The sequence below is a fragment of the Halorubrum xinjiangense genome, assembly GCF_049604745.1.
Lineage (GTDB): Archaea > Halobacteriota > Halobacteria > Halobacteriales > Haloferacaceae > Halorubrum > Halorubrum xinjiangense_A.
Genome location: NZ_CP187140.1, coordinates 1,725,237 through 1,750,556 on the forward strand (window position 1 = coordinate 1,725,237; position 25,320 = coordinate 1,750,556).

Annotated in this window: 26 protein-coding genes; 16 read left to right on the plus strand and 10 right to left on the minus strand. The window is 70.5% G+C overall.

Translation table 11 applies throughout. The features are described 5' to 3' along the window. Positions 1-30: 30 nt before the first annotated feature. The gene (locus tag ACOZ35_RS09865) at positions 31-2,184 is read right to left on the minus strand and encodes an Ig-like domain-containing protein (protein WP_424013441.1); all 2,154 of its coding nucleotides are present in this window, start codon (positions 2,182-2,184) and stop codon (positions 31-33) included. Between the two features lie 96 nt (positions 2,185-2,280). Continuing rightward, complete coding sequence (locus tag ACOZ35_RS09870) at positions 2,281-2,469, minus strand: hypothetical protein (protein WP_424013442.1); 189 nt, start codon at positions 2,467-2,469, stop codon at positions 2,281-2,283. 187 nt (positions 2,470-2,656) lie between these two features. Here ACOZ35_RS09870 and ACOZ35_RS09875 point away from each other — a divergent pair, with 187 nt between their 5' ends. Then, positions 2,657-3,382, plus strand: a complete 726-nt coding sequence (locus tag ACOZ35_RS09875) for a nucleoside phosphorylase (protein ID WP_424013443.1) — start codon at positions 2,657-2,659, stop codon at positions 3,380-3,382. Between the two features lie 24 nt (positions 3,383-3,406). Here the strand turns inward: ACOZ35_RS09875 and ACOZ35_RS09880 are convergent, their stop codons facing one another. Next, positions 3,407-3,853, minus strand: a complete 447-nt coding sequence (locus ACOZ35_RS09880) for a UPF0179 family protein (protein WP_424013444.1) — start codon at positions 3,851-3,853, stop codon at positions 3,407-3,409. A 134-nt stretch (positions 3,854-3,987) separates the two neighbouring features. Between ACOZ35_RS09880 and tmcA the strand changes: the two genes are divergently transcribed. Continuing rightward, positions 3,988-6,291: a tRNA(Met) cytidine acetyltransferase TmcA gene (gene tmcA / locus ACOZ35_RS09885; protein ID WP_424013445.1), complete on the plus strand. Its 2,304-nt coding sequence runs from the start codon at positions 3,988-3,990 to the stop codon at positions 6,289-6,291. A 367-nt stretch (positions 6,292-6,658) separates the two neighbouring features. Here the strand turns inward: tmcA and ACOZ35_RS09890 are convergent, their stop codons facing one another. Then, positions 6,659-6,988, minus strand: coding sequence for a 4Fe-4S dicluster domain-containing protein (locus tag ACOZ35_RS09890; RefSeq protein WP_006114386.1), 330 nt, complete (start codon positions 6,986-6,988; stop codon positions 6,659-6,661). Between the two features lie 78 nt (positions 6,989-7,066). Then, positions 7,067-8,839: a glutamate--tRNA ligase gene (locus ACOZ35_RS09895; protein WP_424013446.1), complete on the minus strand. Its 1,773-nt coding sequence runs from the start codon at positions 8,837-8,839 to the stop codon at positions 7,067-7,069. Between the two features lie 379 nt (positions 8,840-9,218). On the opposite strand from ACOZ35_RS09895, the gene ACOZ35_RS09900 reads away from it, so the two are divergent. After that, positions 9,219-9,458, plus strand: coding sequence for a hypothetical protein (locus ACOZ35_RS09900; RefSeq protein WP_424013447.1), 240 nt, complete (start codon positions 9,219-9,221; stop codon positions 9,456-9,458). 45 nt (positions 9,459-9,503) lie between these two features. Here the strand turns inward: ACOZ35_RS09900 and surE are convergent, their stop codons facing one another. Further along, entirely contained in the window at positions 9,504-10,427 is a 924-nt protein-coding gene (gene surE / locus ACOZ35_RS09905; protein ID WP_424013448.1) for a 5'/3'-nucleotidase SurE, read from the minus strand. A gap of 182 nt (positions 10,428-10,609) precedes the next feature. Beyond that, on the minus strand, positions 10,610-11,674 hold the full coding sequence (gene carA, locus ACOZ35_RS09910; RefSeq protein ID WP_424013449.1) for a glutamine-hydrolyzing carbamoyl-phosphate synthase small subunit: 1,065 nt from the start codon (positions 11,672-11,674) through the stop codon (positions 10,610-10,612). A 96-nt stretch (positions 11,675-11,770) separates the two neighbouring features. Here carA and ACOZ35_RS09915 point away from each other — a divergent pair, with 96 nt between their 5' ends. Further along, positions 11,771-12,184 carry an Lrp/AsnC family transcriptional regulator gene (locus tag ACOZ35_RS09915; RefSeq protein ID WP_137687187.1) on the plus strand — a complete coding sequence of 138 codons (414 nt, stop codon included), beginning with the start codon at positions 11,771-11,773 and terminating at the stop codon, positions 12,182-12,184. Positions 12,185-12,228: 44 nt separating this feature from the next. Here ACOZ35_RS09915 and ACOZ35_RS09920 read toward each other — a convergent pair whose 3' ends face one another. Beyond that, complete coding sequence (locus ACOZ35_RS09920; RefSeq protein ID WP_424013450.1) at positions 12,229-13,122, minus strand: isoaspartyl peptidase/L-asparaginase; 894 nt, start codon at positions 13,120-13,122, stop codon at positions 12,229-12,231. Positions 13,123-13,256: 134 nt separating this feature from the next. Between ACOZ35_RS09920 and ACOZ35_RS09925 the strand changes: the two genes are divergently transcribed. From ACOZ35_RS09925 to ACOZ35_RS09970, 10 genes are all read left to right on the plus strand, one after another. Then, positions 13,257-14,288 carry a glycosyltransferase gene (locus ACOZ35_RS09925; protein WP_424013451.1) on the plus strand — a complete coding sequence of 344 codons (1,032 nt, stop codon included), beginning with the start codon at positions 13,257-13,259 and terminating at the stop codon, positions 14,286-14,288. A gap of 100 nt (positions 14,289-14,388) precedes the next feature. Then, positions 14,389-15,651 carry an isocitrate dehydrogenase (NADP(+)) gene (gene icd, locus ACOZ35_RS09930; RefSeq protein WP_424013452.1) on the plus strand — a complete coding sequence of 421 codons (1,263 nt, stop codon included), beginning with the start codon at positions 14,389-14,391 and terminating at the stop codon, positions 15,649-15,651. Positions 15,652-16,261: 610 nt separating this feature from the next. Next, on the plus strand, positions 16,262-17,302 hold the full coding sequence (gene cofD, locus ACOZ35_RS09935; RefSeq protein ID WP_424013453.1) for a 2-phospho-L-lactate transferase: 1,041 nt from the start codon (positions 16,262-16,264) through the stop codon (positions 17,300-17,302). Continuing rightward, complete coding sequence (locus tag ACOZ35_RS09940) at positions 17,299-18,159, plus strand: tRNA-dihydrouridine synthase (protein ID WP_424013454.1); 861 nt, start codon at positions 17,299-17,301, stop codon at positions 18,157-18,159. The genes cofD and ACOZ35_RS09940 overlap by 4 nt, the downstream gene beginning before the upstream one ends. After that, positions 18,156-19,142 (plus strand): triphosphoribosyl-dephospho-CoA synthase, encoded by a 987-nt coding sequence (locus tag ACOZ35_RS09945; RefSeq protein ID WP_424013455.1) that lies wholly within the window; start codon positions 18,156-18,158, stop codon positions 19,140-19,142. Before ACOZ35_RS09940 ends, ACOZ35_RS09945 begins: the two co-directional genes overlap by 4 nt. Next, complete coding sequence (locus tag ACOZ35_RS09950; protein WP_424013456.1) at positions 19,139-19,798, plus strand: DUF447 domain-containing protein; 660 nt, start codon at positions 19,139-19,141, stop codon at positions 19,796-19,798. The genes ACOZ35_RS09945 and ACOZ35_RS09950 overlap by 4 nt, the downstream gene beginning before the upstream one ends. A gap of 107 nt (positions 19,799-19,905) precedes the next feature. Further along, positions 19,906-20,100 carry a 30S ribosomal protein S17e gene (locus ACOZ35_RS09955; RefSeq protein WP_424013457.1) on the plus strand — a complete coding sequence of 65 codons (195 nt, stop codon included), beginning with the start codon at positions 19,906-19,908 and terminating at the stop codon, positions 20,098-20,100. 83 nt (positions 20,101-20,183) lie between these two features. After that, entirely contained in the window at positions 20,184-21,419 is a 1,236-nt protein-coding gene (locus ACOZ35_RS09960; RefSeq protein ID WP_424013458.1) for a tripartite tricarboxylate transporter permease, read from the plus strand. 133 nt (positions 21,420-21,552) lie between these two features. After that, positions 21,553-21,732: an HVO_2753 family zinc finger protein gene (locus tag ACOZ35_RS09965; RefSeq protein WP_017343870.1), complete on the plus strand. Its 180-nt coding sequence runs from the start codon at positions 21,553-21,555 to the stop codon at positions 21,730-21,732. 1 nt (position 21,733) lies between these two features. Further along, complete coding sequence (locus ACOZ35_RS09970; protein ID WP_424013459.1) at positions 21,734-22,000, plus strand: elongation factor 1-beta; 267 nt, start codon at positions 21,734-21,736, stop codon at positions 21,998-22,000. Positions 22,001-22,103: 103 nt separating this feature from the next. Here ACOZ35_RS09970 and ACOZ35_RS09975 read toward each other — a convergent pair whose 3' ends face one another. Continuing rightward, on the minus strand, positions 22,104-22,541 hold the full coding sequence (locus ACOZ35_RS09975) for a DUF5809 family protein (protein WP_424013460.1): 438 nt from the start codon (positions 22,539-22,541) through the stop codon (positions 22,104-22,106). A 36-nt stretch (positions 22,542-22,577) separates the two neighbouring features. After that, positions 22,578-23,036, minus strand: a complete 459-nt coding sequence (locus ACOZ35_RS09980) for a DUF5810 domain-containing protein (RefSeq protein WP_424013461.1) — start codon at positions 23,034-23,036, stop codon at positions 22,578-22,580. Positions 23,037-23,594: 558 nt separating this feature from the next. Here ACOZ35_RS09980 and ACOZ35_RS09985 point away from each other — a divergent pair. Both ACOZ35_RS09985 and ACOZ35_RS09990 read left to right on the plus strand, forming a co-directional pair. Beyond that, a complete protein-coding gene (locus tag ACOZ35_RS09985) occupies positions 23,595-24,839 on the plus strand; it encodes a translation initiation factor IF-2 subunit gamma (RefSeq protein WP_424013462.1) in 1,245 nt (414 codons plus the stop codon). Position 24,840: 1 nt separating this feature from the next. Beyond that, positions 24,841-25,311 carry a twitching motility protein PilT gene (locus ACOZ35_RS09990; RefSeq protein ID WP_424013463.1) on the plus strand — a complete coding sequence of 157 codons (471 nt, stop codon included), beginning with the start codon at positions 24,841-24,843 and terminating at the stop codon, positions 25,309-25,311. Positions 25,312-25,320: the final 9 nt, after the last annotated feature.

Consider the following 25,320-nt stretch of genomic DNA (forward strand, 5'->3'; position numbering starts at 1 on the left):
ACCCGTAGTCGGATTTCTCACCTCGGGCGGTCAGGTGCTAACGGTGAACGTCTCTTGGGTCCCGTCGCTGAGCGTTAGCGTGACGGTGACGCTCTCCCCAGACATATCTATATAATTATCATTTCCTGTCGCTCCACCGTCGAAGAACCGCGTTAACGAGATCGTAGCCTCGGCTCCGGACGGGACGGAGACGCTCGCGGAGAGAGTAGCCACCTCGCCGAACGAATATCCGTCGTTCCCGACCTCAAAGCTCCCCTCATTTGTTCCCGAGACGGTAATCACTTGCTGCCCGTTACCGGTTCCGTTTCGTAATATCGTCGCGTCCGGGGACGTGGTCGACTCTATCTCCACCGAATCGATGTCGACCGTCTCGTCACCAGTGTTCGAAACGCTGAACTCGACGCCCGCGTTCCCGCTTCCGATCGTCGTCGCATCGCCATTGTATGTCAGGGAGTCCGTCTGTGTCACCTCGTTTACGACCGTCGTGACGAACTGCTTCGTTCGCCGCTCGCCGTCGATTTTGTATCCGACCGTCACGCTGAACGTATCTCCGACGACGTCGACGACGGTCGCACCGCCCTGCTCAACCTCGTAGAACTCCGCCAGCGTGATCGTGGCACCGTCCCCGGAATTCAGCGGGACCTCCACGCCGGAGAAGTCCGTTTCGGCGTCGATGTATTCTCCGCTTACCGTATCGTACGCTCGCTTTTCGGGACCGGACTGTAGGTTCAGTTGGAGCCCGCTGTTCGGGACGAACGTGTACTCCCAATCGCGGAGGAGAACTTCCTTGTTGCCAACAGCGCCGTTTTCCGACTCCACGTTCAGCTCGGACCGTCCCGGTCCGGTGGCATCAGCCTTATCTGACAACCCGTCGAGTCTCGGATCCTCAGGAAGAACCGTTACGTCGGTGATTCGGACTTGCGTATCGTGTTGGTTCTCGACGTCCAGTTGGAACCCACCCCGTTCACCAGAGCCGGGCCCGTTGAACGCGACGGCCTCCTCGGGCGCGACGAGGAGCGATTCGGCGCCACCGCCCCCGTCCGGGACGCCGGCACCGACGTTCTCGAGCAGTATGGAGTCCCACGTATCGGTTCCGTCGTTGATCGTCATCTCGACGTCCGAAACGTCGGTGACCTCGTAGCTGACGCGGCCGTCGGCGTCGGTCCGCACCGTCTCCACGGTGGTACCATCGACCGAAATATCGACTTCCGCACCCTCGACTGGGTTGTTATACCGGTCCCTGACCTCCGCGACAGCGACGCCGTCAGCCGCCGAAACCCGCGTGATGTATCCGTCTGATTCGTTCGTCCCGGTGGTGTCGCTCCCGAGGCCGACCTTCCCGAGCTCGAGCCGGTACCCGTTAGTGCCGTTCAGTTCGATCCGAACGGTTCCACCCGCAGCGACGACACTTTCGGCGTCGTCACCCAAGCGGTCGCGCCACTGCTGTTCGAGGCTGTCCGCCCGCTCCATCGACACGTCGGTCGGCAGTTCGACGACGATCGGATCGCCGCCGGTCGAATTCAGCCTCACCGAGCGCCGGTTCTCCGACAGCGTCTCCGGGTCGAGGCTCGTGCGTCGGACGCCCGACTCTGATACCCTCCCGTCCAACGCGGTTAAGCGGATCCGATTCCGGTCGCTATTCACCGCGGTCTGTCCGCTCCGACCGAGGATGCCGGAATCGAACTCGGCAATGACGAGAGAGTGTTCGTAGACGAGGTCGGGGCCGTCTCGGAACTCGTTGTAGCCGGGAGAGTACCGTAGCGAGCGCGTGTCGAAGGTGATGGTGTCTCCGGTTGCGGTTTCGTTAGTCCGGTTCGCCCAGTACGCACCGACGTTGCCGCCGTCGTTCACGGTCACGTTCTCGATGCGCAGAGGCCTCGGTTCGGTCGTTGACAGCCGACCCGACGCCGGCGGCGGGTTCAGAGCGAACGTTCGCTGTGGATACCGCGTTCCGAGCTTCAACGACGTCGATCGGCCGTCACCCGTGCTGCTCGCGCTCTCGACCGCGTTCCGTAGGTCGAGGAACTCTCCCTCAACCTGCTGGCTGTGTTCGAACTCGACGTCAGCGTTCTCCTGTGGGACCACCTGTACCTGATACAGCGACAGCGCCAGGATCAGGAAGCCGAACAGGATCACCGTCCCGACCACGACCGACTGGCCCCGACGGTCGCGACTGAATCGCATTGTCTGATGTCGACGCCGAGCGGGTATAAAAGCCTCCGTCCGCCCTCTCAGTCGCGATACTCGGGCGGGCGCGGTCGGCCCGAGGTGAGGAGGGGCTCACTCACCGCCTGCCCGCCGATCCGTCAGCCACGCAGACACGACGGCCACGACGCCGGCGAACCCGCCGAGCAGCACCGCCTGCGTCCAGTTGAAGCCGAACAGCGTCCCCGCGACCAGCGTGACGACGAGGAACGCGGCCGTGAGGGCGCCGAGCGTCGAGGCAAGCGAGGCGTTCGCGTCGGGCATACGCGAACTGGGGGTCGTCGAGCGATAAATCGGCCGATCCGGCCGAAGCCGTCGGTTTCATCGAGCGGGGACCGATGGCGTCTCGACCCGTTCATAAATCTTATAGCGCGATATTAAATTCGTCTCGCGGGCCATCTCCGGCCCGCCGACCGGTCCGTTTTTGCGCGCGGCGGCTGTCCCCGCTCGTATGGCGAAACAGCCGCACCTGCTGGTCGAGGAAGGCGACGTACACGACATCGCGGTCATCCCGGGCGACCCGGGGCGCGTCGACCGGATAGCGGATCTGTGCGACGACAGCGAGGTCGTCGCACAGAACCGTGAGTACAAGATCGTGAATGCGAGCTACGAGGGGACCGACCTCACGATCTGCTCGACTGGGATCGGCTGCCCGTCGGCCGCGATCGCCGTGGAGGAGCTCTCGCGGGTCGGCGTCGAGACGTTCGTCCGGTGTGGCACCTGCGGGGCGCTACAGGCCGACATGGAGGTCGGCGACATGGTCGTCGCGACGGGCGCGGCCAAGGAGGAGGGGACGAGCAAGCGGTACGAAGATGAGGTGTACCCGGCCGTCCCGGACTACGACGTGCTCACGGGGCTCGTCGAGGCGGCCGAGGACAACGACGAGGAGATCCACGTCGGCCCGATCGTCTCCGACGACGCGTTCTACAACGAGGACGACGAGTACGTCGACGACTGGAACGACGCGAACCTGCTCGCGATCGAGATGGAGGCCGCGACCGTCTTCTCGCTCGCGCGGCGCAAGGGGCTCGCCGCCGGCGCCATCTGCACCGTCGACGGCAACCTCGTTGCGGGGACCCAGAAGGGCGCGGACTCCGACGACGAGCTACCGGAGAAGGCGAAGGACAACGTCGAGCGCGCGATCCGGATCACGCTGAACGCGGTCACCGCGCTGTAAGCGGACGGCCGATACGTCGATTTCTCAGTCCTCCGCGCGGAACTCCACGAGCGTCAGGTCGCGGTCGAGCGCGCACGTCTCGTGCGGGGGCTCGCCGAGCACCTGATCGATGACGCGCTCCTCGTCGAAGTCGGCGCCGTCGGGGACGCAGTAGCCGTGGCTCGGGCACTCGGTGTGCGGGCAGGGGCCCGCGAGCGACGCCTTGCTCCCGGCGTACGCGCGCTTCGAGGGGACGTTCGCGGGGACCGACGCGGGCTCGACCTCGACCGCGCGGACGCCCGTGTCGTGGACGGCGCAGTCGAGCGTCTGCGCGTTCTCGCGGATCCCGGTCACCCGGTAGCGGGTGCCCTCAGAGAGGTTGAGACACTGGCCGCGGTAGGGACACCCCTCGCAGTCGGCCGATTCCCCCTCGTAGACGAACTCGCGGCCGACGTCCGCGAGCCGGGTCCCGATGAGCGTGACCGTGGTCATGCCCGGAGCGACGCGCCGAGCGTCCGTAAGCCTCCCGCCTTCGCGGGCGTCGCCCGGTCCATCCGTGGACGGGCGCGACGGCGGCGGTCCGGAGGGCAAGACACATGCGCGCGCCTCGGCAACGACGACCGAAGATGATCGCGGGAGTCGCGCGCGACCTGCGCGCAGAGGCCGAGCGAGCGAACGAGCGGCGCGTCCTCGTGCTCGCGGGCGACCGCGACCGCGGGGTCGACGCCGCCTACGACGCGGTCGAATCGCTCGGGGTCAACAACGGGGACGTCTCGCTCGTCTCGACGCGCGAGGGGTTCCGGTTCGACGAAACGCGCCCGCGGAACGCCGACGAGCTGCTGGGGCGCACCCGCGAGGCGGTCGTCCTCGACTGCCACGAGCAGTTCGTCCCGAACGCGCTCGGCCGCGCCGTCGGCGCGGTCGACGGCGGCGGACTCCTGATCCTCCTGACCCCCGCGCTCGACGAGTGGCCGGCGATCCGCGACCGCTTCGACGACTCGCTCGCCGTGCCGCCCTTCGGTATCGACGACGTGACGGGTCGGTTCCGCGAGCGCCTCATCGCGACGCTCCGGACGCACCCCGGAATCGCGGTCGTCGCGCTCGGGGACGAAGCCGGCGCCGACACCCTCGAACGCGACGGACTCACCGAGGGGCAGATAGACGGGCGCGACGAGGCCGGCGACCGTGATGCTCCGAGCGCACCGCCGGGGGCGACGTTCCCCGCGGCCGCGTACGGCGCCTGCCTCACGGACGATCAGGCGCGGGCGCTGCGGGCGTTCGAGGCGCTCGCCGACTCCGGCTCCGCAGTCGTCGTCGAGTCGGACCGGGGACGCGGAAAGTCGAGCGCGGCCGGGCTCGCGGCGGGGTCGCTCGCGCTCGGGGGCGCCGACGTGCTCGTCACCGCGCCCGCGTTCCGGAACGCGGCGGAAGTGTTCGCGCGAGCCCGGGAGCTGATCTGCGGAGAAACGAGCGGCGACACCGCCGAAGACGACGCGAGCGAGCGCGACCTCCGGACGCCGGCGGGCGGTCACGTCCGGTACCTCCCGCCCGCGGCCGCGGCGGAGGCCGCCGACAAGGCGGACGCGGCAATCGTCGACGAGGCGGCGGCGCTCCCGGTGCGGCTGCTGGAGGGGTTCCTCGACGCGCCCGCGGTCGCGTTCTGCACGACGGTCCACGGCTACGAGGGAGCAGGACGCGGGTTCGCGGTCCGGTTCCGCGAGCGGCTGCTCGGCTCGCGGTTCGCGGTCAGCGACATCCGCCTCGACGAGCCGATCCGCTACGCGCGAAACGACCCGGTCGAGGGGTGGGCGTCGCGCGCGCTCCTCTTGGACGCCCGCCCCGCGGTCGACGCGGCGGTCGCGGACGCGTCGGTCGACGAGTCGACGTACCGCGCGCTTGACCCGGACGAGTTGCTCGCGGACGAGACGCTGCTCGGCGAGGCGTTCGGGCTGCTCGTCGCCGCGCACTACCGGACCGAGCCGAACGACCTCGCGCGGCTGCTCGACGCGCCGAACCTCGTCGCGCGGGCGCTCGTCGCGGACGGCCGAGTCGTCGCGGTCGCGCTGCTCGCGCGCGAGGGCGGGCTCGATAGCGAGACGCGGCGCGGGATGTACGAGGGGGAGCGCGTCCGCGGGAACATGGTGCCGGACGTGCTCACGAGCCAGCTGCGCGACGAGGCGGCCGCCGCGCCGCGCGGCCTGCGGACGGTCCGGATCGCGACCCACCACGCGCTCCGGGACGCGGGGTTCGGGTCGCGGCTGCTCGACGAGGTCCACGGGGAGTTCGGCGGCGGCCGCGAGGAGGACGGCGAGGGACTCGACTACTTCTCGGTCGGCTACGGCGCGACGCCGCGCCTGCTCCGCTTCTGGCGGCGAGCGGGCTACCGCACCGTCCACCTCTCGACGAGCCGTAACGACGCCTCGGGCGAGTACTCCGCGATCATGCTCCGCCCGGAGACCGATGCCGGCCGCGACCTGCTCGACCGCCACGCGGTCGCCTTCCGGGACCGCGAGCGCGACGGGCTCTCGGACGCGCACCGCGACGTCGACCCGGACGTGGTCCGCGGCGCGCTGCGGGCGTGTTCCGCCCCGACCCCGGTCGACCTCACCGAGACCGAGTGGCGCTCCGTCGTCGGCGCGTCGGTCGGCCCGGGGATGTACGACACCGCGCCCGGGGCGTTCCGGGACCTCGCGCTCGCGACGCTGATCGAGGGGAGCGGCGGTGACGGCAGCGGCCTCGATGACCGGGAGGAGCGCCTGCTCGTCCGGAAGGTGCTTCAGGGGCGGCCGTGGGAAGAGGTCGCTGCGGAGCTGGATTTCGTCTCGACGAGCGCGTGTATGCGCGCGCTCGGCGACGCCTTCGTCCCCGTCGTCGAGCGGTACGGGACCGAGTTCGCGCGCGAGGAACGAGAGCGGTTTATAAGCGACTGAGCAGAACGGCGACGACTATTTATAAATAGGTCCGCGGTGGCGCGTGCCGACGAACGCCCGAAGGGCGTGAGTCGCACGCGCGAGGGAGTCGGCCGACCGGAGCGAAGCGGAGGGAGGCCGACGAGGCTGGGGAGGTGTGAGGTGCTGTGCGGAGCGGTGCGGGGTGGGACTCAAAGGGGCAGCCGGGAGGCGGGCGCAGACGATGTAAGCACCGCAGCGAGTGAGCGGAGCGAACGAGCGAGGAGCGCAACGAGTGTGCGTCCGCCTCCCGGCTGGGGCTTTGGGGGTGTTCACCGCCGATTTGGACTCTACTATTTATAAAATCAGCTCAGACGACGGAGACCGCCCTTACACCGACAACGACTATTTATAAACGATTCTCGCGGCCGGGATCGACGTCGATGGCGTCGACGGGGCAGACGTCCACGCAGAGCATACAGTCGATACACTGGTCCTCATCAGCCGGATTCGCCTTCCGCTCGGACTCCGGGTGTCCGGGGGTGTCGACCCACTCGAACACGTCGACCGGGCAGTCCTCCAGACAGGCGCCGTCCGCGAGACAGATGTCGAAGTCGACCGCGACGTGGGTGCCGCGGATCCCCTGCTTCTCCGGCGGTTCGACGGGGCCCCAGACGGCGACGCCGTCCTCCTCGCCGACCCGCTCGCGGTTCACTTCGAAGTTCGAGTCGATGGCCATCGTTGCCCTCGCTTCGCCGGTCGCGGGTTTAAACTCCCCGACGAACGGATTCGGTCGGCCGAGTGGGCCGAGTTCGGTTCACGGATGCGCGTAGTACGCCAGCAGGTCCTCGGAGCCGTTCGGCCCGTCTTCCTCGTCGGTCGCCTCGGGGTCGAACGCGTCGATTCGGGCGAAGCCGACGCGCACGAACTGGACGACCGTGTCGGGATCCACTTCCGCGAGCGCGGGCTCGGCGACCCCCCGCACGTCCCCGTCGACCGTCCGGAGGAGCGTCTCGATCCCCTCGTCGGCCGGCGCCCAGTGGATCACGTCCACGTCGCCCTCGCGGACGATCTCGATGTCGGCGTCGAGGAAGGCCAACTGGTCGCCCTCGTAGCGGACGGGACCGTACCCCTTGAGCCAGACGCGCTCGCCCTCGGGCGGGAGGTCGCCGGACTCGACGACGACCCGACCGGCGGGCACCTCGCGCTCGCCTCGATCCGGGTGTTCGGGGTGGAATCGCGGGTGGCCGGCCTCGGGCGCGGGCGCGTCGCCGTCGACGATCGGCAGCTCGACCGCGGGGTCGTCCTCGCGGTCGCGGACGAAGAAGTAGCGGTTCGCCTCGTCGTCGACTAGGTCGCGGTTGTTCGCGTAGACGGACGACATCGCGAGGTCGACGTCGGAGGTGGACATCCCCAGCTCCGTCATCGAGTCGACGAGGGCCTGCCCCTGAATCCCGCGGCGGCGCATCGACTGGATGGTCGGCGCGCGCGGGTCGTCCCAGCCGGTTAGCTCGCCGGCCTCGATCAGCTCCTTGATCGTCGACGTGGAGAGCTTCACGTCGTACTCGTCGACCTGGACGTGGCCCCAGTGGAGCACCTCGGGGTACTCCCAGTCGAAGTAGTCGTAGACGAACCGCTGGCGCTTCGCGGAGTCCTGGAGGTCGATGCCGCGGATGATATGGGTGACGCCCGTGAGGTGGTCGTCGACGCCCGACTGGAAGTCGAGCATGGGCCAGCAGCGGTACTCGCTGGCTTCCTCGCGCGGGTGCGGGGTGTCGATCATCCGGAAGGCGACCCAGTCGCGCAGCGCGGGGTTCTTGTGCTCGATGTCGGTCTTCACCCGCAAAACCATCTCACCGGAGTCGTACTCGCCGTCGACCATCGCCTCGAACTCCTCGCGGACCGTCTCGCTATCCTTCTCGCGGTGGGGGCACGCCTCGCCCGCGTTCTTCAGCTCGGAGAAGTCGTCGCCGGAACACGAGCAGGTGTAGGCGCCGCCGAGGTCGATCAGCTCGCGGGCGTGGTCGTAGTACGTCTCAAGCCGGTCAGACGCCTTCAGCACGCGGTCCGGCTCGAAGCCGAGGTACTCGATGTCCTCGAGGATGGCGTCGTACGCGTCGAGATCGGGCCGTTTCGTCTCCGGGTCGGTGTCGTCGAAGCGGCAGATGAACTCGCCGTCGTACCGCTCCTTGTACGTCCCGATGACGGCGGGCATGCGCGCGTGGCCGACGTGCCACGGGCCGTTCGGGTTCGGCGCGGCGCGCATCACGACCTCGCCGTCCTCTGCGTTCGGGAGGTCGGGGAGGACGCGGTCGTCCGCCTCGTCGTCGGCCTCCAGCTCCGCGAGCTTCTCGGGCGCGAGCTCGCCGAGACGCTCCCGGCGCTCGGCCTCGTCCATCTCGCCGACCTCGTTGACGACCGGCGCGAGGACGCCCGGAATCTCGTCGCCGTGCGGGCGGAACTCGGGGTTCTCGCCCATGATCGGGCCCATGATCGCGCCCACGTCCGGGTCGCTGCCGTGTTTGAGCGCGTTGAAAAGCGCCGCGGCCTCGCCGGCCGCCGCGACGCGCTCGCGGAGTTCGTCGTCCATGCGCGTCGCTTGTCGGGGTCGGGTCAAAAACGCCGCGAAACGGCGGGGAGGGGCGAGTCCCGGAGGGTCGCCGCGGCAGCGATCCGGAGCGGGTAGGGGCACCCGACACGAGCGCTCGGACGGGCTTAAACGACCCAGACCGTTCACGGCGGTAACAACCCGCTACCGGCGTGAACGGTCGAGACGCTTTTGAACGAGCGGAACACAGGAGAGCGATCGGTCGCCGCGTGGAGGCCGGCGTCGCGCGCCGACCGTCGCCGCGTCGAGGGGGCGAAGAGCGCCGGCGACCCGAACCGGTTCGTCGCCTTGATGGTCGCCGGGAGCGTGGTGAACGCATGAGCGTCGTGTCGGGAGCCGTCGGAACGCGGGGTGGATCGCGGTGGTAGGACCCATCTCCGAGGCGGAGCGGAAGGCCGGGAACCGGAAGATCAAGCTCGTGCTGCTTGCGATCGTCACGGCCTCGCCGCCGCTTATCGCCCTCCAGTTGGACCCGTCACCGATACAGCTGCTGGCCGCGGCGGGGGTCGGGCTCCTCCTCGGCCTCGTGGTCGTCTGGTACCTCGGACGGCTCGCGAAGGAGTTCGCCGGCAGCGGGCGGCGGCCGCCGCGGCGGCGCTGAGGTCCGCCGTCATCTCCGCTCTTCGACCCGACTGCGCCGCCCCCGTCAGTCAGCGCCCGTCTCGGCGCCCCGAGCCGGCTCGACGAGCTCGCCTGCCTTCTCGCCCGCGACGGACCGGGAACTCGACAGCGGCGAGATGCTCACCTCGCCCTCGACGGCCGCGCGGCGGTCCGAGCCGGGATCGTCCGGGACGTTGCCGCGCAGGAACTCGCGCCAGAAGCGGTCGCGCAGCTCCATCCCCATCTCGCCGCGCCGCTCGTTGAACTCCCAGCCCTCGGGGACGTTCTCGTCTTCCGGGGCGTTCTCGTCGTCCGGGCCCTCCTCGCCCGGGCGGAACTCGATCACGTCGAAGCCGCGCGCGGGCTCGGTCAGCCGGTAGGTGGGGTTCGCCGCCGCCTCGTCGTCCGCCGCCGGGACGTTGACGTTCAGCACGTCGGCGCCGAACGGGAGTTCGAGGCCGTCGTCGCCCGCTCCGTCGGCGCCGCGGCTCCCGGCCTCGGCGCGGTCGATCAGGTCGGCGACAACCTCCCCGGCGACCGCGAAGTCGCCGTTGTCGAGCGTCGGCGGCACGGGGAGGTTGCCGCGGTCGTACAGCGACACCGCGATCGCGGGCGTGCCGAGGAAGGAGGCCTCCATCGCGGCGCCGACGGTGCCGGACTGCCCGAGGATGTGCGCGCCGATGTTGGGGCCGTGGTTACAGCCGGAGACGACGACGTCGGGGTCGAGCCCGAGAGCGACGTCCGCGACCGCGACGCAGTCCGCGGGGGTCCCCTCGACCGCGTAGCCGCGGTCCGTCTCGGTGTAGTCGACCGTCGTCTCCCACCACGAGCGCGCGCCGCCGACGCCGGACTGGTTCGTCGCGGGCGCGACGACCGTCACGTCGTAGTCGCGCGAAAGCGCGTCCGCGAGTGCCCGGATCCCGACGGCGTCGATCCCGTCGTCGTTGGTGAGCAGGATCTCGGTTGGCATGCGTCACTGTGCGAGGTGACGGGAGAAAACGTCGCCGGTACGAGGCGGAGAGCGGACGGAGAGCGGAGGGCGGGTCGAGGAGACGCGGGGAACGAACGTCGCGGGCGTCGACCGGGTGGTACTCCGAGTGGTCAGTCGGAGGGCAGCGGAACCGCGGAAAACGGGGAGCGCCGGCCGTCGGCTCAGTCGGCCGCGACGCGACGCGACGAGGTCGCCAGGTCGAGCACCTCGTCGAAGAAGCCGAGCGAGTCGTGCGGGCCGGGGTTCGCCTCGGGGTGGTACTGCCGGGTGATGACGTCCAGCTCCTCGCTGTCGAGCCCCTCGACGGTGTCGTCGTTGACGTTCACCTGCGTCACCTCGAGCGGGCCGGTGTCGGCGACCGTGTAGCCGTGGTTCTGGGTGGTCATCACGACCTTGTCGGTGCGGAGGTCCTTGACGGGCTGGTTGACGCCGCGGTGGCCGAACGCCATCTTCTCCGTCGAGCCGCCGAGCGCGCTCGTGATCACCTGCTGGCCGAGGCAGATGCCGGCCAGCGGCAGGTCGCCCGCGAACTCGTCGACCACTTCCTGCGCGGCGACGAAGTTCTCCGGGTCGCCCGGGCCGTTCGAGACGAAGAGCACGTCGGGGTCGACGGCGGCCACGTCCTCGGGGGTCGCGTCGTACGGGAGGACGTGGACGTCCGCGCCGCGCTCGGTGAGCGAGGAGATGATAGAGCCCTTCGCGCCGCAGTCGAGCAGGGCCACGTCGACGTCGCCGTCGGCGCTCTCGTGGACGGTCGGCTCCGTCACGGACACCTGCGCGCCGATGTCGACGTGGTCGCTCATCGGCTTGCACGCCTCCATCTCTTCGACCGCGTCCTCGGGGGTCGCGTCCGGGCCGGCGGCGATCCCGCAGGCCATCGCGCCCTCCTCGCGGACGGTGGTGACGATCTCGCGGGTGTCGACGTGGTCGACGGCCGGCACGCCCTCCTCGGCGAGCCAGTCGGCGACGTCGTCGGTCAGCTCGCGGGCGATCGCCGCGCGGGGCTGGACCGACTCGGACTCGAACCGCTCGGTTCGGACGCCGTAGTTCCCGATGAGGGGGTACGAGAAGGTGAGCACCTGTTCGGCGTAGGAGGGGTCGGTGAGCGACTCCTCGTAGCCGGTGTACGCGGTCGTGAACACCAGTTCGCCGCGGGTCCGCCCCGGCGCACGGGCGCGCGCTTCGAGCACGCGTCCGTCGGCCAGCGCGATGTAGGCGTCCGACATTACGAGAAACGTACGCGCAAAGGATAATAAATGCGTCGTTCGAAGGTTCGTTACGATATTCGTAACGGGTAAGGCCGGGGACCGAGACGGACCGGTATGGACGACCTCGACCGACGGATCCTCTCGATCCTGCGACGGGACGCGCGGACCCCATACACGGAGATCGCGGACCGGGTGGGGACCTCCGAGGGGACCGTGCGCAACCGCGTCGACCGAATGACCGACGAGGGCGTGATCGAGCGGTTCACGGTCACGACCCGCACCGGCAACGTGAAAGCGATGATCGAGATCTCGGTGGAGATGAACGTCAACACCGACGCGGTCGGCCAGCGGATGGTCGAGTGGGAGGAGGTCGACTTCGTCTGGCAGGTCTCCGGCGAGGAGGACATCGTCCTCGTCGTCGACGCGGTCGACACGCGCGCGGTCAACGAACTGATCACGCAGGCGCGGGAGATGGACGAGGTCAAGTCAACGAAGACGCGGCTCATTCTTGACGAGCGGCTGGGGTAGGCGAAACTGGCCGCCCGAGGACCTCGCCGGCTGCCGGCCTCCGGTTACTTCTCTGCCACGCTCGTCTGCATCCCTTCCGTGTTGAACGCGCTCCCCGCTCCCCCGTCGCCGAGGACGATCACGCCGGCGCCCGAATCCGTGATCTCCTCGAACTCGTCTATCGCCCGGTCCGCCGCGGCCTGCGCGTCGAAACCGTCGTCGAGGAAGTCGACGGCGCGCCGCGAGAGCGTGACGCGCGCGATGTCCTCGCCGGCGCCCGTCGCGCTCGCGCCGCCGGCCTCGGTACAGAAGAAGCCCGAGCCGACCTGCGGCACGTCGCCGACGCGCCCGGCGAGCGCGAACGACCGGCCGCCCGTGGAGGTGACCGCCGCGAACGTCTCGCCGTCGGTCGCGACCGCGCCGACGGTGTCGTGGTCGGGTGCGTCGCTCTCAGAGCGCTCCCCAGCTTGGTCGTCGCCCGAACCGAACCGGGAGGCGAGCCAGTCGAGGTGTTCGCGCGGCGACCCCCGCGGCGGGTCCTCCGCCTCGTAGCGCTCGCGTTTCTCGTCCGTCAGAAGGTCGACGCCCGTCTCGACCCCGAAGTCGGCGGCGAGGTCGACCGCGTGCTCGCCCGAGACGAAGATGTGCGGCGTCTCCGAGTGAACGACGCGGGCGACGCTCGCCGCGTGCTCGACGCCCGGCATCGAGCAGGCCGCGCCGACCGCGCGGTCCGAGGTCATCACGCCGGCGTCGGTGCGGACGACGCCGTCCGACTGGACCGCGCCGCCGACGCCCGCGTTGAACCGGGGGTCCGATTCGAGGACGCCGACTGCGGACTCGACCGCGTCGAGCGGCGAGGCGGTGTCGGCGCCGCGCGCGGCCGCCTCGTCGAGGACCGCCTGTCTGGGCTCCGGGTCGTCCGGCGCGCCGCCGGCGCCGCCGTGGACGATGACTCGCATACCGGAGGCTCCCGCGGCGGCCACATAAGCGTCCGGAAGCCGGCGGCGACCGCTGGGGCCGAACGGTCGCCCGCCGCCTGACCCGAAACCGATTCCCGCCGGCGTTTATAATCCGTCCGCCCGAATCGCACCGCGTGACCGCTTCGGAACCGACCGCGTCTCCGGCGAGTTCGACGCCGGTGTCGGTCCTGCTGCCGACCGTCCGCTGGACCGACGCCTGCGACGAGGTGGCGGACCAGCTCCGCGGTCCCGAGGCGTTCGGCGGCACTGAGGACGGAGACGACGCGGACGCCGACAGCGACCGCGACGGCGACCGCGACGCCGCGGCCGACGAGCTGCTCGTGATCTGCGACTCGCCGGACGACCCCGTCGCAGACCGGCGCGACGACCTGCCGGAGCGCGTCCGGCTCGTGGTCGCGGGCGAGCCGGAGGGCTGCTCGGGGAAAGCGAACGCCATCGCGGCCGGAATGGAGGCGGCCGCGAACGACCGGATCGCCTGGACCGACGACGACTTCCACCATCCCGCCGACTGGCTGGCGACGCTCGACGCGGACTACGAGCGGCGGGGCCCGATCACGGAGGTGCCGGTATTCGTCGGGCTCGACCCTCTCGCGCGGCTGTTCGAGCCCGCCTACGTGATCGGCGGGACGCTCGCGGTGTCGGCCGCGGGGATCGCGTGGGGCGGCGCCGTGATCTTCGAACGCGACGACCTCCGCGACGGCGAGGCGGCGTTCCTGCGGGACCTCCGGCGGACCGTCAGCGACGACGGGACGCTCACCGAGCACCTCGACGTCTCGGCCGCGGACCGCACGCGCTACGTCCGGGCCGGCGGCTCGCTCCGGGGGTCGCTGGAGCGGTTCGTCCGTTTCCTTGCGATCACGCGGTACCACGCGCCGCGGGCGACCGCGTTCAACGTCCTCCTCGGCGTCACGATGGCCGCGCTGTGTCTGTTCGCGCCGGTCGCGGGCGTGGGGCTCGTCACGGCGCTCGCGGGCGCGGTCTACGCCCGGTTCGGGATCCGGCGCGCGACGTTCCTGCTCGCGGCGCCCGGCGTGCTGATCGCGCCGCCGCTCATGGCGTACGCGTTCGCTCGTCGAACGTTCGTCTGGGGCGGGCGGCGCTATCGCTGGCGGTCGATGTTCGACGTCGAGGTCGAACCGGTCTGAGTCCGGGAGCCGCCGGAGAGAACCGGCAAACGCTGCGAGCGCGACGCTCACGCCGAAAACGGCAGGCACTTTAGGGGCCCACAAGAATCCACGAACGTTCATGAGCTACGATAAGGTCGACGTCCCCGACGACGGCGAAGCCATCACGCTCGCCGACGAGGAGACCGGCGAGCTGAACGTTCCGTCCAACCCGATTGTCCCGATCATCCACGGCGACGGAATCGGCACCGACGTCGGGCCGGCCGCACAGCAGGTACTCGACGCCGCCGCCGAGGCGACAGGCCGCTCCATCGCGTGGATGCGCGTCTACGCCGGCTCCAGCGCCCGAGAGATGTACGACGAGAACCTGCCCGAGGACACCGTCTCGGCGATCCGCGACCACCGCGTCGCGATCAAGGGTCCGCTGACGACCCCCGTCGGCGCCGGGTTCCGCTCGCTGAACGTCGCGCTCCGCAAGACGCTCGACCTCTACGCGAACGTCCGCCCGACCTACTACATCGACGGCGTCCCGTCGCCGGTCAAGAACCCCGAGGAGATGGACATGATCACCTTCCGGGAGAACACCGAGGACGTCTACGCCGGCGTCGAGTGGGAGGCCGGCACCGACGAGTCCGAGCAGGTACGCGACTTCCTCGAAGACGACATGGATATCGCCGACGTCATCCACGACGGTCCGGTCGGACTCGGCGTCAAACCCATCTCCGAGTTCGGCTCGAAGCGCCTCATCCGCGAGGCGATCGACTACGCGCTCGCCAACGACCGCGACTCGGTCACGCTCGTCCACAAGGGGAACATCATGAAGTTCACCGAGGGCGCCTTCCGCGACTGGGGCTACGAGGTCGCAGAAGAGGAGTACGGCGAGGACGTCATCACCGAGGACCAGCTCTGGGACGAGTACGACGGCGAGCAGCCCGAGGGCACCGTCGTCGTCAACGACCGCATCGCGGACAACATGCTCCAGCAGCTGTTGACCCGTACGGACGAGTACTCGGTCATCGCGACGATGAACCTCAACGGCGACTACATGTCCGACGCCGCCGGCGCGCAGATCGGCGGCCTCGGCATCGCGCCCGGCATCAACCGCGGCCACGGCCGCTGTCTCGCCGAGCCGGTCCACGGCTCCGCGCCCAAGTACGCCGGCGAGGACAAGGTGAACCCCACCGCGATGATCCTCTCCGGCCGCGAGATGCTCGACTACCTCGGCTGGGACGACGCCGCGGACCTCGTTCGCGACGCCGTCGAGGAGACCATCGCCTCCGGGAAGGTCACCTACGACCTCCACCGGCAGATCGAGGGCGGCGAGAAGCTCGCGACCAGCGAGTTCGCAGACGCCGTCGTCGACAAGATCGACGAGCTCGCGTAAGGCGTATATAAGGGCGGATCTCGGCGGATCGCGGGTTGATCGGTCTCGACATTTTTCAGATCTCGTTTCGGCGTCGACTACCAGGTGTATTCCGTCGAATCGGGTTTTTAGGAGGTCGTAGCGACCGCGGCCGGATATCCGGGCGCTCACTTATAAATGAGATACCGCAAATCAGTGGCGTACACCTCCGAATCCCCAGCCACTCGCTTATAAATCGGTGACTGCGAATCGATGCCGAACGCCTCCAAAGCCCCAGCCGCGAGGACTCGCGCGCCTCGTTGCGCGCTTCAGTCGCTCGCTCCGCTCGCTCCTTCCAGTGCTTACGTCGGCGTGCTTCGCCCTCGCGGCTGCCCCTTTGAGTCCCACCCCGCCCCGCACAGCACCGCAGCCTCACGCCTCCCCAGCCTCGTCAGTCGCCTCCGCTTCGCTCCGGCGACTGACTCCCTCGCGCGTGCTCCTCGCGCCCGATGGGCGCTCGGAGGCACGCGCCGGCTGCGAGGATCGACGGCGCGTCGTCAGTTGTTTATAAATAGCATCCTCGCACTCGCTCCGGTCTGGCTCGTCGACGGCGGAGGCGAGGATACAAATCCGGGGGTCGCCTTGCGCCGGTATGGTAACCTTCCTCGCCGGGGGGACGGGCACGCCGAAGCTCCTCGACGGCGCGGCCCGGGTGTGGGGCCCGGACGAGACCGCGGTCGTCGCCAACACCGGCGACGACGTCGAGCTCGGCGGCCACCTCGTCTGCCCCGACGTCGACACCGTGCTGTTCGCGGGCGGCGGCGTCCTCGACCGCGAGACGTGGTGGGGGATCGACGGCGACACGACCGCGACTCACGAGGAGCTGCGGCGGCTCGCCGACGAGGTCGGCCTCGGAACGGCCCCCCGCTACCTCAACGACGACGCGCAGACCGCGGGCCGAGAGATCGCCCGCTGGCGACGGTTCTCGGCGGTCGGCGAGTTCATGGAGATCGGCGACCGCGACCGCGCGGTCCACCTCACGCGCACGAGCCTGCTCGACGAGGGGAAGTCGCTCACCGAGGCGATCGGGGTCCTCGCGGACGCGTTCGACCTCGACGTCGACCTCCTCCCGATGTCCGACGACCCGGTCGCGACGCTGGTCCACACCGAGGGCGGCGAGACGCTCCACTTCCAGGAGTACTGGGTCGCGCGCCGCGGCGAACCGCCCGTCGCCGACGTGGAGTTCCGGGGCGCCGCCGACGCCGAGCCGACCGACGCCGTGTTCGAGGCGCTCACCGACCCGGTCGTGATCGGCCCATCGAACCCCGTGACGAGCCTCGGCCCGATGCTGGCGCTGCCCGGCTTCGAGCGCGCGCTCCGGGAGACGCCCGTGGTCGCCGTCTCGCCGTTCGTCGGCGACGAGGTGTTTTCGGGTCCCGCGGCGGAGCTGATGGCGGGAATCGGCCGCGATCCCTCGACCGCGGGCGTGGCCGACTCCTATCCCTTCGCGGACGCGTTTGTCCTCGACGACGAGGATCCGACCGAACTCCCCGATTGCCACGTCGAGCGCACCGACACGCGGATCGGCGACGCGGACGACGCCGAGCGCGTCACTCGCGCCTGCGAGCGCGCGCTGAAGGCGGTCGCCGACGACGCGGCGGACGCACAGCCGCCGCGGGAGGGCGCGGAGTGACCCGGAGCGCCGACGGGAGCGAGGCGCCCGCCGGCGGCGAACCCTTCCTCGTCGCCGCGAGCCTCAGCGGCGCCGCCGACGCGGAGTGGGCCCACGCCGCGGCCGAGCACGTCGACGTCGCGCTGCTCGGCGGTGTCGCGCTCGACCCGGCCAGCCGGGCGGCCGCCCGCGACCTCGTCGACCGCGGCCGGTCCGAGTTCCTGTCAGCCGACCCGCTCGCCTTCGTCGCCGACCAGCTCGACGCGCTCGCTGACGCCCCGGTCCGTCCCGGGTTCAACGTCCGGAGCGCGACGCCGGAGCCGGTCCGAGAAGCGGCCCAAATCTGCGCCGACCGCGGCGCCGTCTGCGAGGTCAACGCCCACTGCCGGCAGCCGGAGCTGCGCGCGGTCGGCTGCGGCGAGTCGCTGCTCCGCGAGCCCGACCGCCTCGCGCGGTACGTCGCCGCCGCGGCCGAGACGGGCGCGACCACGAGCGTGAAGGTCCGCGCCGAGGTGCCCGGCGTCGACCTCGTCGCCGTCGCGGAGCGCGTCGCCGCGACCGGCGCGGACTGGCTCCACGTCGACGCGATGGACTCCGAGGCGGTGATCGCAGACCTCGCGGCGGCCGTCGACGCGGCACCCGTGAGTGACGACGCGGACGACCTCGCCGACCTGACGCTCGTCGCCAACAACGGCGTCCGCGGCCGCGAGACGGTCACCGAGTACGCGGGACACGGCGCCGACGCGGTGAGCGTGGGGCGCCCGACGGAGGACCCGCCGGTCCTCGAGCGCGTCGCGGACGCGGTGGAGGAGTGGCGGGCGGGGCGGCTCCGCCGGCGCGGCCGCGAGGCGGGTCCCGAATCGGAGGCGTGGCCGTGAGCCGGGACGAGGCCGGCAGGAGGGGCACGACCGACCCCGTCGACGACGCGACGCTCGCGCTCCTCGTGGAGGTCGCGGGGACGCCGAAACCCGGAAACGTCGACCGGCGCCGCGACCTCGACGACCTACGGTTCGAGGCGTTCCTCGGCGGCGCGGTCGGCGCGCGGTCGGGACTCGAACTGGCTGCGGAGGCGGGGTCGACCGCGGGCGGCCCCCCCGGCGTCGGCGAGGCGTTCGAGCGCGCCGTGGCGGGGATGGCCGACCGCGCCGGCACGAACACGCAGTTCGGCTGTCTGCTGCTCTTGGTTCCGCTGGTCCGGGCAGCCGCGGACCCCGACCGCGAACTCTCCTCTGACGGCCTCGATGCGGTCTGTCGGGCGACGACCGTCGACGATGCGGTCGCCTTCTACCGCGCGTTCGAGGCCGTCGACGTCGCGGTCGACGACCCGCCGCCGGGCGCGGACGACCTCGACGTGCGCCGCGGGGGCGACGCCGAGCCCGCGCTCCGCGGGCGGGGAATGACTCTGCGAGACGTGCTGGCGCTGTCGGCCGATCCCGCGGATTCGGATCGCGTCCCCGACCGCAACGCCGCCGAGTGGATAGAGGGGTTCCACCGGACGTTCCGCGCGGCCGAGTGGATCCTGACCGACGAGGGGCCGCTGGCGGACCGGGCCGCGCGGGCGTTCCTCGGACTGCTCGCAGCAGAGCCTGACACCCTCGTCGCGTCGACTCGGGGGACGGAGACGGCGCGTGAGACGAGCAGGCGGGCGGCCGAGACGTTGGGGTCGAGGGCGATCGCGACGGCCCCAACTGGAGACGTTTCCGCGGTCGACGCCGACACCGTCCACGGTGCCGACCTCGACGCCGCGGAGTCGCTGGCGGAGGCGTTCGTCGCGGAGGGAATTAACCCCGGGACGACCGCGGACCTCACCTGCGCGGCACTGTTCGTCGCGCTCCGGCGGGGCGCGGAGGTGGCGCCGTGAGCGACGAGCAGAGGGAATACCTCGGCGTCGCTCCCGACGGCTGGCCGGTCCCGCTGCGAGGTGTCACCGAGTCCGTCGTGACGACGCTCGGGCCGAATGACCGGTGGAACGTCGCGGCGCTGGGACTCCACGCGCCCGAGACCGATGCGGACGGGGAGCCCGACGGTCCCGTCACCGCTCGTACCTACGGCCGCACCCGCACGTGGCGGAACTTCGCCGAGCGCGGGGGCGGCGTGGTCCAGTTCACCGTCGACCCCCGAGCGTTCGTCGACGCCGCACTGACGGTCCGCGAGGTCGACGATCCGGTCCTCCCGAGCGCCGACGCGTGGGTCGAGGTCGACGCCGAGGAGGTCGACGCCGAGACGGAGGGCGACACCACAATTCGGACGTGGGAGCTGTCGCCGGTGGAGTCGGCGGTCGTGGCCGAGCGCGTGCCGACGGTGAACCGGGGGTTCGGCGCGGTCGTCGACGCCACGGTGGCCGCGTCGCGGCTGGACGTGCCGGCGTTCGAGACCGCCGAACTGCTCGACCGCCTCCGCTACTTCGCCGACGTGGTCGAGCGCTGCGGCGGCCCGGCCGAGCGCGAGGCGTTCGCGCGCATCGACGAGGCGACCGGGTGGCGGGAGCGCGACGAGGAGCGACGGGAGGGGTCGTGACGCGACGGCGCGGTCGGGCCGACCTCGTTTCGGAGGCCGCGACCCCGCCTCGCGGCCGCTCGCGGCGGAACGAACCCTTTTAGTTCGGGCCGCCGGTACCGCTCGGTATGGCCATCAAACCCAAGTACATCAAGCAGCTCGGGAACGTCCTGCTGGAGCAGTATCCCGACTCGTTCAACACGGACTTCGAGACGAACAAGGAGAGCGTCACGACCCTGACGACCGTCGAGTCGAAGGGCGTCCGGAACCGGATCGCCGGCTACGTCACTCAGAAGAAGGCGCAGGCGGCGAAGCACGCCTAACCGCTCGGTTCGAATCACACTGATTCTACGGCCCGTCGCGACCGCCCGACACGTTAAGTCCGGAGCCGCGACCATCCCCTTCGATGGACGCGCTCGTGCGGCCGGTGGTCGACCCGACGTTCGCTGCGGGCGCGCTCGCATTCCTCCTCGGCGGGGTCGCGCTCGGGACCGCGAGCGGGCTGGTCCCCGGGCTCCACGCCAACAACTTCGCACTGCTGCTGGCGGGGTTCGCGCCGTCGGTGCCGGCCGACCCGCTGTTCGTCGGCGTCGCGATGCTCGGCGCCGGCGTCGTCCACTCGTTTCTCGACATCGTCCCCGCGCTCGTGCTCGGCGTGCCCGACGCCGCGACTGCGGTCGCCGCGCTTCCCGGCCACCGGTTGGTGATCGCGGGCCGCGGTCGAGAGGCGGTCCGCCTCTCCGCGGTCGGATCCGGGCTGGCGGTCGCGCTCGCGGTGCCGCTGGCGGTGCCGATCACGTGGCTGATGGTGCGGTGGTACCCGACGTTGCGCGCGCACCTGCCGCTGTTGCTCGGGGGCGTCGTCGCACTGCTCGTCCTCACCGAATCGTCGCGCCGGGCCGCGGTCGGCGGACTCGTCGTCTTCCTCGCGAGCGCCGCGCTCGGCTTCGCGACGCTCGACGCTGACCCCGCGGCGCCGCTGTCGACCGGGGGCGTCCTCGCGCCGCTCTTCGCCGGGCTGTTCGGCGTCCCGGTCCTCGTCGACGCGCTCGGCGGCGAGGGCGTCCCGCCACAGGCGGACCCGCGGATCGCGATGCGGGCGCGCGACCTCGGGACGAGCGCGGGCGCCGGCTCGCTCGCCGGCGCGGTGGTGGGGTACGTGCCGGGCGTCTCGGCCGCCATCGCCGCCGTGGCCGCGATGCCCGCGGTGCCGCGCGCCTCGGCCGACCGCGGGTTCGTCGTGGCGACGAGCGGCGCGAGCACGGCGAACACGATATTCGCGCTGTTCGCGCTGGTGGCGCTCGGAACGCCGCGAACGGGCGTGACCGTCGCGATCGACCGGGCCGGCGTGCCGTTCGCGCTGCCGATGCTGGTCGTCGCGGCCGCGACCGCCGCGTGCTTCGGGTTCGCTCTGGTCGTGCTCGTCGGTGACCCGTACCTCCGGATCGTCGGGAACGCCGACTACACCCGGCTCTCGATCGGCGTGTTGGGACTGCTCGCGCTCGTGTCGTACGCGTTCGCCGGGGGGTTCGGCGTCGGCGTTCTCCTCGTCGCGGGCGCGCTGGGGCTCGTCCCACCGCGGGTCGGCGCGCGGCGCGTCCACCTGATGGGCGTCCTTATCGGCCCGCTGATGATCGGGTGACCGGCGGCAGCGGCGCCTGCGTGGCCCTCGCGGCCCGCCGGGATCGCGTCCGCCGAGCGGCACGGTACCGGGGCGCACGGCGCGTTCCGGCGGAAAGAACAACGGTTAAAAGTCGCCGCCGGTAGGTACGTGTATGAGCCAGAGCGACTCTCAAGCCACTCCGCAGTGCGTCTCCTGTGGGATCCAGGTGTCCGGCATGAACGCCGCGCGGTTCTCCTGTCCGGACTGCGGCGCCACCATCTACCGGTGCGCGAAGTGCCGGAAGCAGAGCAACCTCTACGAGTGCCACGACTGCGGCTTCCGGGGGCCGTAAGATGGGCGACGTCGCCGCCAAGATCAAGGTCATGCCGAACAGCCCCGAGGTCGACCTCGACGACCTCCAGGACCGTCTTGAGGAGGCGCTCCCCGAGGGCGCCAAGATCCGCGGCTTCCAGCGCGACGACGTCGCGTTCGGACTTGTCGCGCTCCTCCCGACCGTCATCGTCCCCGACGGCGCGGGCGGCACGGAGGCCGTCGAAGAGGCGTTCTCGCAGGTCGAGGACGTCGAGTCCGTCGCGGTCGAGAACGTCGGTCGCCTGTAAGGCGTCGACCCCGTAGCGCGTCGCCGTCGGCGACGCTCGCGGTCCGATTCTGCGGTTTCGTTCGGTTCGTGAGCTCTCAGTTCGCCGTTTCTCGATGGGGCGCCTACCGCCCCGACTCGTAGAACTCCTCGCGGTACACGCGCCCGAAGGCGTTGCGTCGGAGCGTGCTGGCCGCCGCATCCGGTTCCTCTTGGTAGGTCGCCGCGATCACCGTGTCCGCGAAGGGGATCGGGTGCCAAACGACGTTGTCGACGTTCTCAGAGCCGATCCGGACCACGTCCTCGTCGTCGAACTCGCTGTCCGCGAGCCACTCGTCAAACTCGTCGCCCTCGCCGACGTGGACCGCGAGCATCTCGGCGAACGTCGCGTCGCGGGCGGTCCGGATCACCTCGGGCGTGACGCGCTCGTCGTACTCGTCGGCGTCGAACGACATCGCCTTCGTCGCCTCGCGGACGACCACCTGCGCGACGGGGCCGACCTCCTCGTACCGTTCGAGCGCCTCGGCGCGCGTCTCGGGGGCGAACGTGCCTCTGGTTTCCATACGCGCGGTTGGCCGGGGGCGGGGAAGGGCGTTCCGCTACGCGTCGGTATCGGCGTCGGTGTCGCGGTCGTCGCCGCTCGGCTCGTCTCGCGCTTCCCGGGTCATCTCGCGCGCCTCGCGGAGGGCCTCGGCGACCGCCGGGTCGTCGACAGCGTCGGGGTCCGGGACGCCGGCCCCGGGTGAAGAGTCGGAGTGATCGTGGTCGTGCGCGTGATCGTGCCCCGAGGGAGCCGCGCCGTCGCCCGAGCCCATCCCGACGTCCGGGCGGCCGCGGGGGACGGTGTCCTCGAACACCTCGTCGTACTCGGCGTCGTCGGCGTGCGGGGTCACCTCGGCCGCGAGCTCTGCGGGCTCTCGCTCGCTCCAGTCGGCCACGCGCTCGTCGAGCCACGCCTCGTGGTCGCCGCCGTGAAGCATCGCCGTGAACGCGAGGTGGTGCGCGAGGTGTTCGCCGTCGCGCTGCGGGGTCTCGCAGACGGGGCACGCGTATCCCATTATGCGCCCAAGTTGACGCGTGAGGCGTAAATCGGCGTCGAACGTCGACGAGGAGACCCGACAGCCACAGCGACCCGCGACGCTCGGCCACCGGAGTCGCGCCTCACTCGAAGTGATGGATCCAGTCCTCGGTCGGGACGAACTCGGTCCCGCCGCACGCACCGCAGGATGCCGGCGGTTCGAACTCGTGGCCGCCGGACGAGTGCTGAGTCGGGGTCCCCGCATGAGTCACTTGACAGTCCTCGCAAACGAACTCTTCGACGTGCTCTCGGTTATACGCCATACGTTGATCTCGGCCATCGCACGGATAGTTAGCGAGTAACTATACCATTTTATTCGGTATTGTAGATATGCGAATTTGCCGTACTCGCGAGGAGTGCGCATCGATCCGCGGAGGAAGAGCAGTTCCCCGCGTCGGGGGAGCGTGACGCGGATCCGCCTGTGGTCGAAACGGGCTGTCGCCGCCTCGCCCGCGGCCGCTCTCGCGGCTATAACAGCAACTTTATCACTCGCACGGGGCGAAATTCGCACAAGACTACTCCGTTAGGAGGTTCAACAGTGACTGAAGCCAACACACAACCGGAGGTGAACATCGGTCTCGTCGGTCACGTCGACCACGGGAAGACCACGCTGGTACAGGCGTTGTCCGGCTCGTGGACCGACCAGCACAGCGAGGAAATGAAACGCGGTATCTCGATCCGGCTGGGGTACGCGGACGCGACGTTCCGACGCTGTCCCGGCGTCGACGCACCCGAGTGTTACACCGTCGACGAGGAGTGCGAGGACGGCTCCGAGAGCGAGCCGATCCGGACGGTGTCGTTCGTCGACGCCCCCGGCCACGAGACGCTGATGGCGACGATGCTCTCGGGCGCCTCGATCATGGACGGCGCGGTCCTGGTCGTCAGCGCGACGGAGGACGTCCCGCAGGCCCAGACGGAAGAACACCTGATGGCGCTCGATCTCATCGGGATCGATAACATCGTCATCGCACAGAACAAGGTCGACTTGGTCGACCGCGACCGCGCCGTCGACAACTACGAGCAGATCCAGGAGTTCGTCGAGGGCACCGTCGCGGAGGACGCGCCGATCGTCCCCGTCTCGGCCCAACAGGAGGTCAACCTCGACCTGCTCATCGACGCCATCGAGACGGAGATCCCGACGCCGGACCGCGACCCGGGCGAGAGCGCCCGGATGTACGCGGCCCGCTCGTTCGACATCAACCGGCCGGGCGCGAGCGCCGAGGACCTCAAGGGCGGCGTCGTCGGCGGCTCGCTCGTCAGCGGCGAGCTGTCGGTCGGCGACGGGCTAGAGATCCGCCCGGGCCGCGAGGTCGACGAGGAGGGCCAGACCGAGTGGCGACCCCTCGAGACGACCGTCCGGTCGCTTCAGGCGGGCAACCGTGACGTCGAGACCGCTCACCCGGGCGGCCTCCTCGGCGTCGGCACCGGGCTCGACCCGAGCCTGACGAAGGGCGACGCGCTCGCCGGACAGGTCGCGGGCGAGCCGGGGACGCTCCCGCCGACCCGCGAGGAGTTCGAGATGAAAGTCGACCTCCTCGACCGCGTCGTCGGCAAGGAGGACGACGAGAGCGGCGAGAGCGACATCGAGGAGATCAGCACCGGCGAGCCGCTGATGCTCACGGTCGGCACGGCGACGACGGTCGGCGCCGTGACGAGCGCACGCGACGGCGAGTGCGAGGTGAGCCTCAAGCGGCCCGTCTGCGCCGAGGAGGGCGCACAGATAGCGATCAACCGGCGCGTCGGCGCGCGCTGGCGACTCATCGGCGTCGGGACGCTCACGTAGCGTGGCCGACGACGCCCGCGCGGACGGTCCGGAGCCAACCGCCGCGGGCGACGCCCGCACCGAGGACCTCTCGGGGGACGGCCCCGGCGGCGTCCCGGTCGTCGCGCTCGACGCGAGCGCGCTGATGGCGCCGGTCGAGGCCGACCTGCGGCTGTTCGAGGAGCTGGACCGGCTCCTCGGCGGCTACGAGGCCGTGGTGCCGACGGCGGTAATCGCGGAACTCGACGGCCTTCAGAGCGGCAACGGCGCGGAGGCCACCGCCGCGAGCGTCGGGGCGGACCTCGCGGAGCGGGCGGAGGCGGTGGAGACGGACGAATCGTACGCCGACGACGCGCTCGTCGCCCTGGCCGCGGCCGGCCGGGTCGACGCCGTCGTCACGGTCGACGGACCCCTCACGAACCGGGTGCTGGAGGCGGACGCACCAGTAATCGGTTTAAGGGGTCGGAACACACTGGCGATAACGGAACCCTAGCGGCCGCGG

Bases quoted from the DNA above. Each gene is read 5' to 3' on its own strand.
- ACOZ35_RS09955 (WP_424013457.1), top strand. From the start codon at position 19,906: ATGGCCATCAAACCCAAGTACATCAAGCAGCTCGGGAACGTCCTGCTG.
- icd (WP_424013452.1), top strand. From the start codon at position 14,389: ATGAGCTACGATAAGGTCGACGTCCCCGACGACGGCGAAGCCATCACG.
- cofD (WP_424013453.1), top strand. From the start codon at position 16,262: ATGGTAACCTTCCTCGCCGGGGGGACGGGCACGCCGAAGCTCCTCGAC.
- ACOZ35_RS09890 (WP_006114386.1), bottom strand. From the start codon at position 6,988: ATGGCCATCGACTCGAACTTCGAAGTGAACCGCGAGCGGGTCGGCGAG.
- tmcA (WP_424013445.1), top strand. From the start codon at position 3,988: ATGATCGCGGGAGTCGCGCGCGACCTGCGCGCAGAGGCCGAGCGAGCG.
- ACOZ35_RS09895 (WP_424013446.1), bottom strand. From the start codon at position 8,839: ATGGACGACGAACTCCGCGAGCGCGTCGCGGCGGCCGGCGAGGCCGCG.
- ACOZ35_RS09870 (WP_424013442.1), bottom strand. From the start codon at position 2,469: ATGCCCGACGCGAACGCCTCGCTTGCCTCGACGCTCGGCGCCCTCACG.
- ACOZ35_RS09960 (WP_424013458.1), top strand. From the start codon at position 20,184: ATGGACGCGCTCGTGCGGCCGGTGGTCGACCCGACGTTCGCTGCGGGC.
- ACOZ35_RS09875 (WP_424013443.1), top strand. From the start codon at position 2,657: ATGGCGAAACAGCCGCACCTGCTGGTCGAGGAAGGCGACGTACACGAC.
- surE (WP_424013448.1), bottom strand. From the start codon at position 10,427: ATGCCAACCGAGATCCTGCTCACCAACGACGACGGGATCGACGCCGTC.
- ACOZ35_RS09970 (WP_424013459.1), top strand. From the start codon at position 21,734: ATGGGCGACGTCGCCGCCAAGATCAAGGTCATGCCGAACAGCCCCGAG.
- ACOZ35_RS09920 (WP_424013450.1), bottom strand. From the start codon at position 13,122: ATGCGAGTCATCGTCCACGGCGGCGCCGGCGGCGCGCCGGACGACCCG.
- ACOZ35_RS09880 (WP_424013444.1), bottom strand. From the start codon at position 3,853: ATGACCACGGTCACGCTCATCGGGACCCGGCTCGCGGACGTCGGCCGC.
- ACOZ35_RS09965 (WP_017343870.1), top strand. From the start codon at position 21,553: ATGAGCCAGAGCGACTCTCAAGCCACTCCGCAGTGCGTCTCCTGTGGG.
- ACOZ35_RS09975 (WP_424013460.1), bottom strand. From the start codon at position 22,541: ATGGAAACCAGAGGCACGTTCGCCCCCGAGACGCGCGCCGAGGCGCTC.
- ACOZ35_RS09865 (WP_424013441.1), bottom strand. From the start codon at position 2,184: ATGCGATTCAGTCGCGACCGTCGGGGCCAGTCGGTCGTGGTCGGGACG.
- carA (WP_424013449.1), bottom strand. From the start codon at position 11,674: ATGTCGGACGCCTACATCGCGCTGGCCGACGGACGCGTGCTCGAAGCG.
- ACOZ35_RS09915 (WP_137687187.1), top strand. From the start codon at position 11,771: ATGGACGACCTCGACCGACGGATCCTCTCGATCCTGCGACGGGACGCG.
- ACOZ35_RS09980 (WP_424013461.1), bottom strand. From the start codon at position 23,036: ATGGGATACGCGTGCCCCGTCTGCGAGACCCCGCAGCGCGACGGCGAA.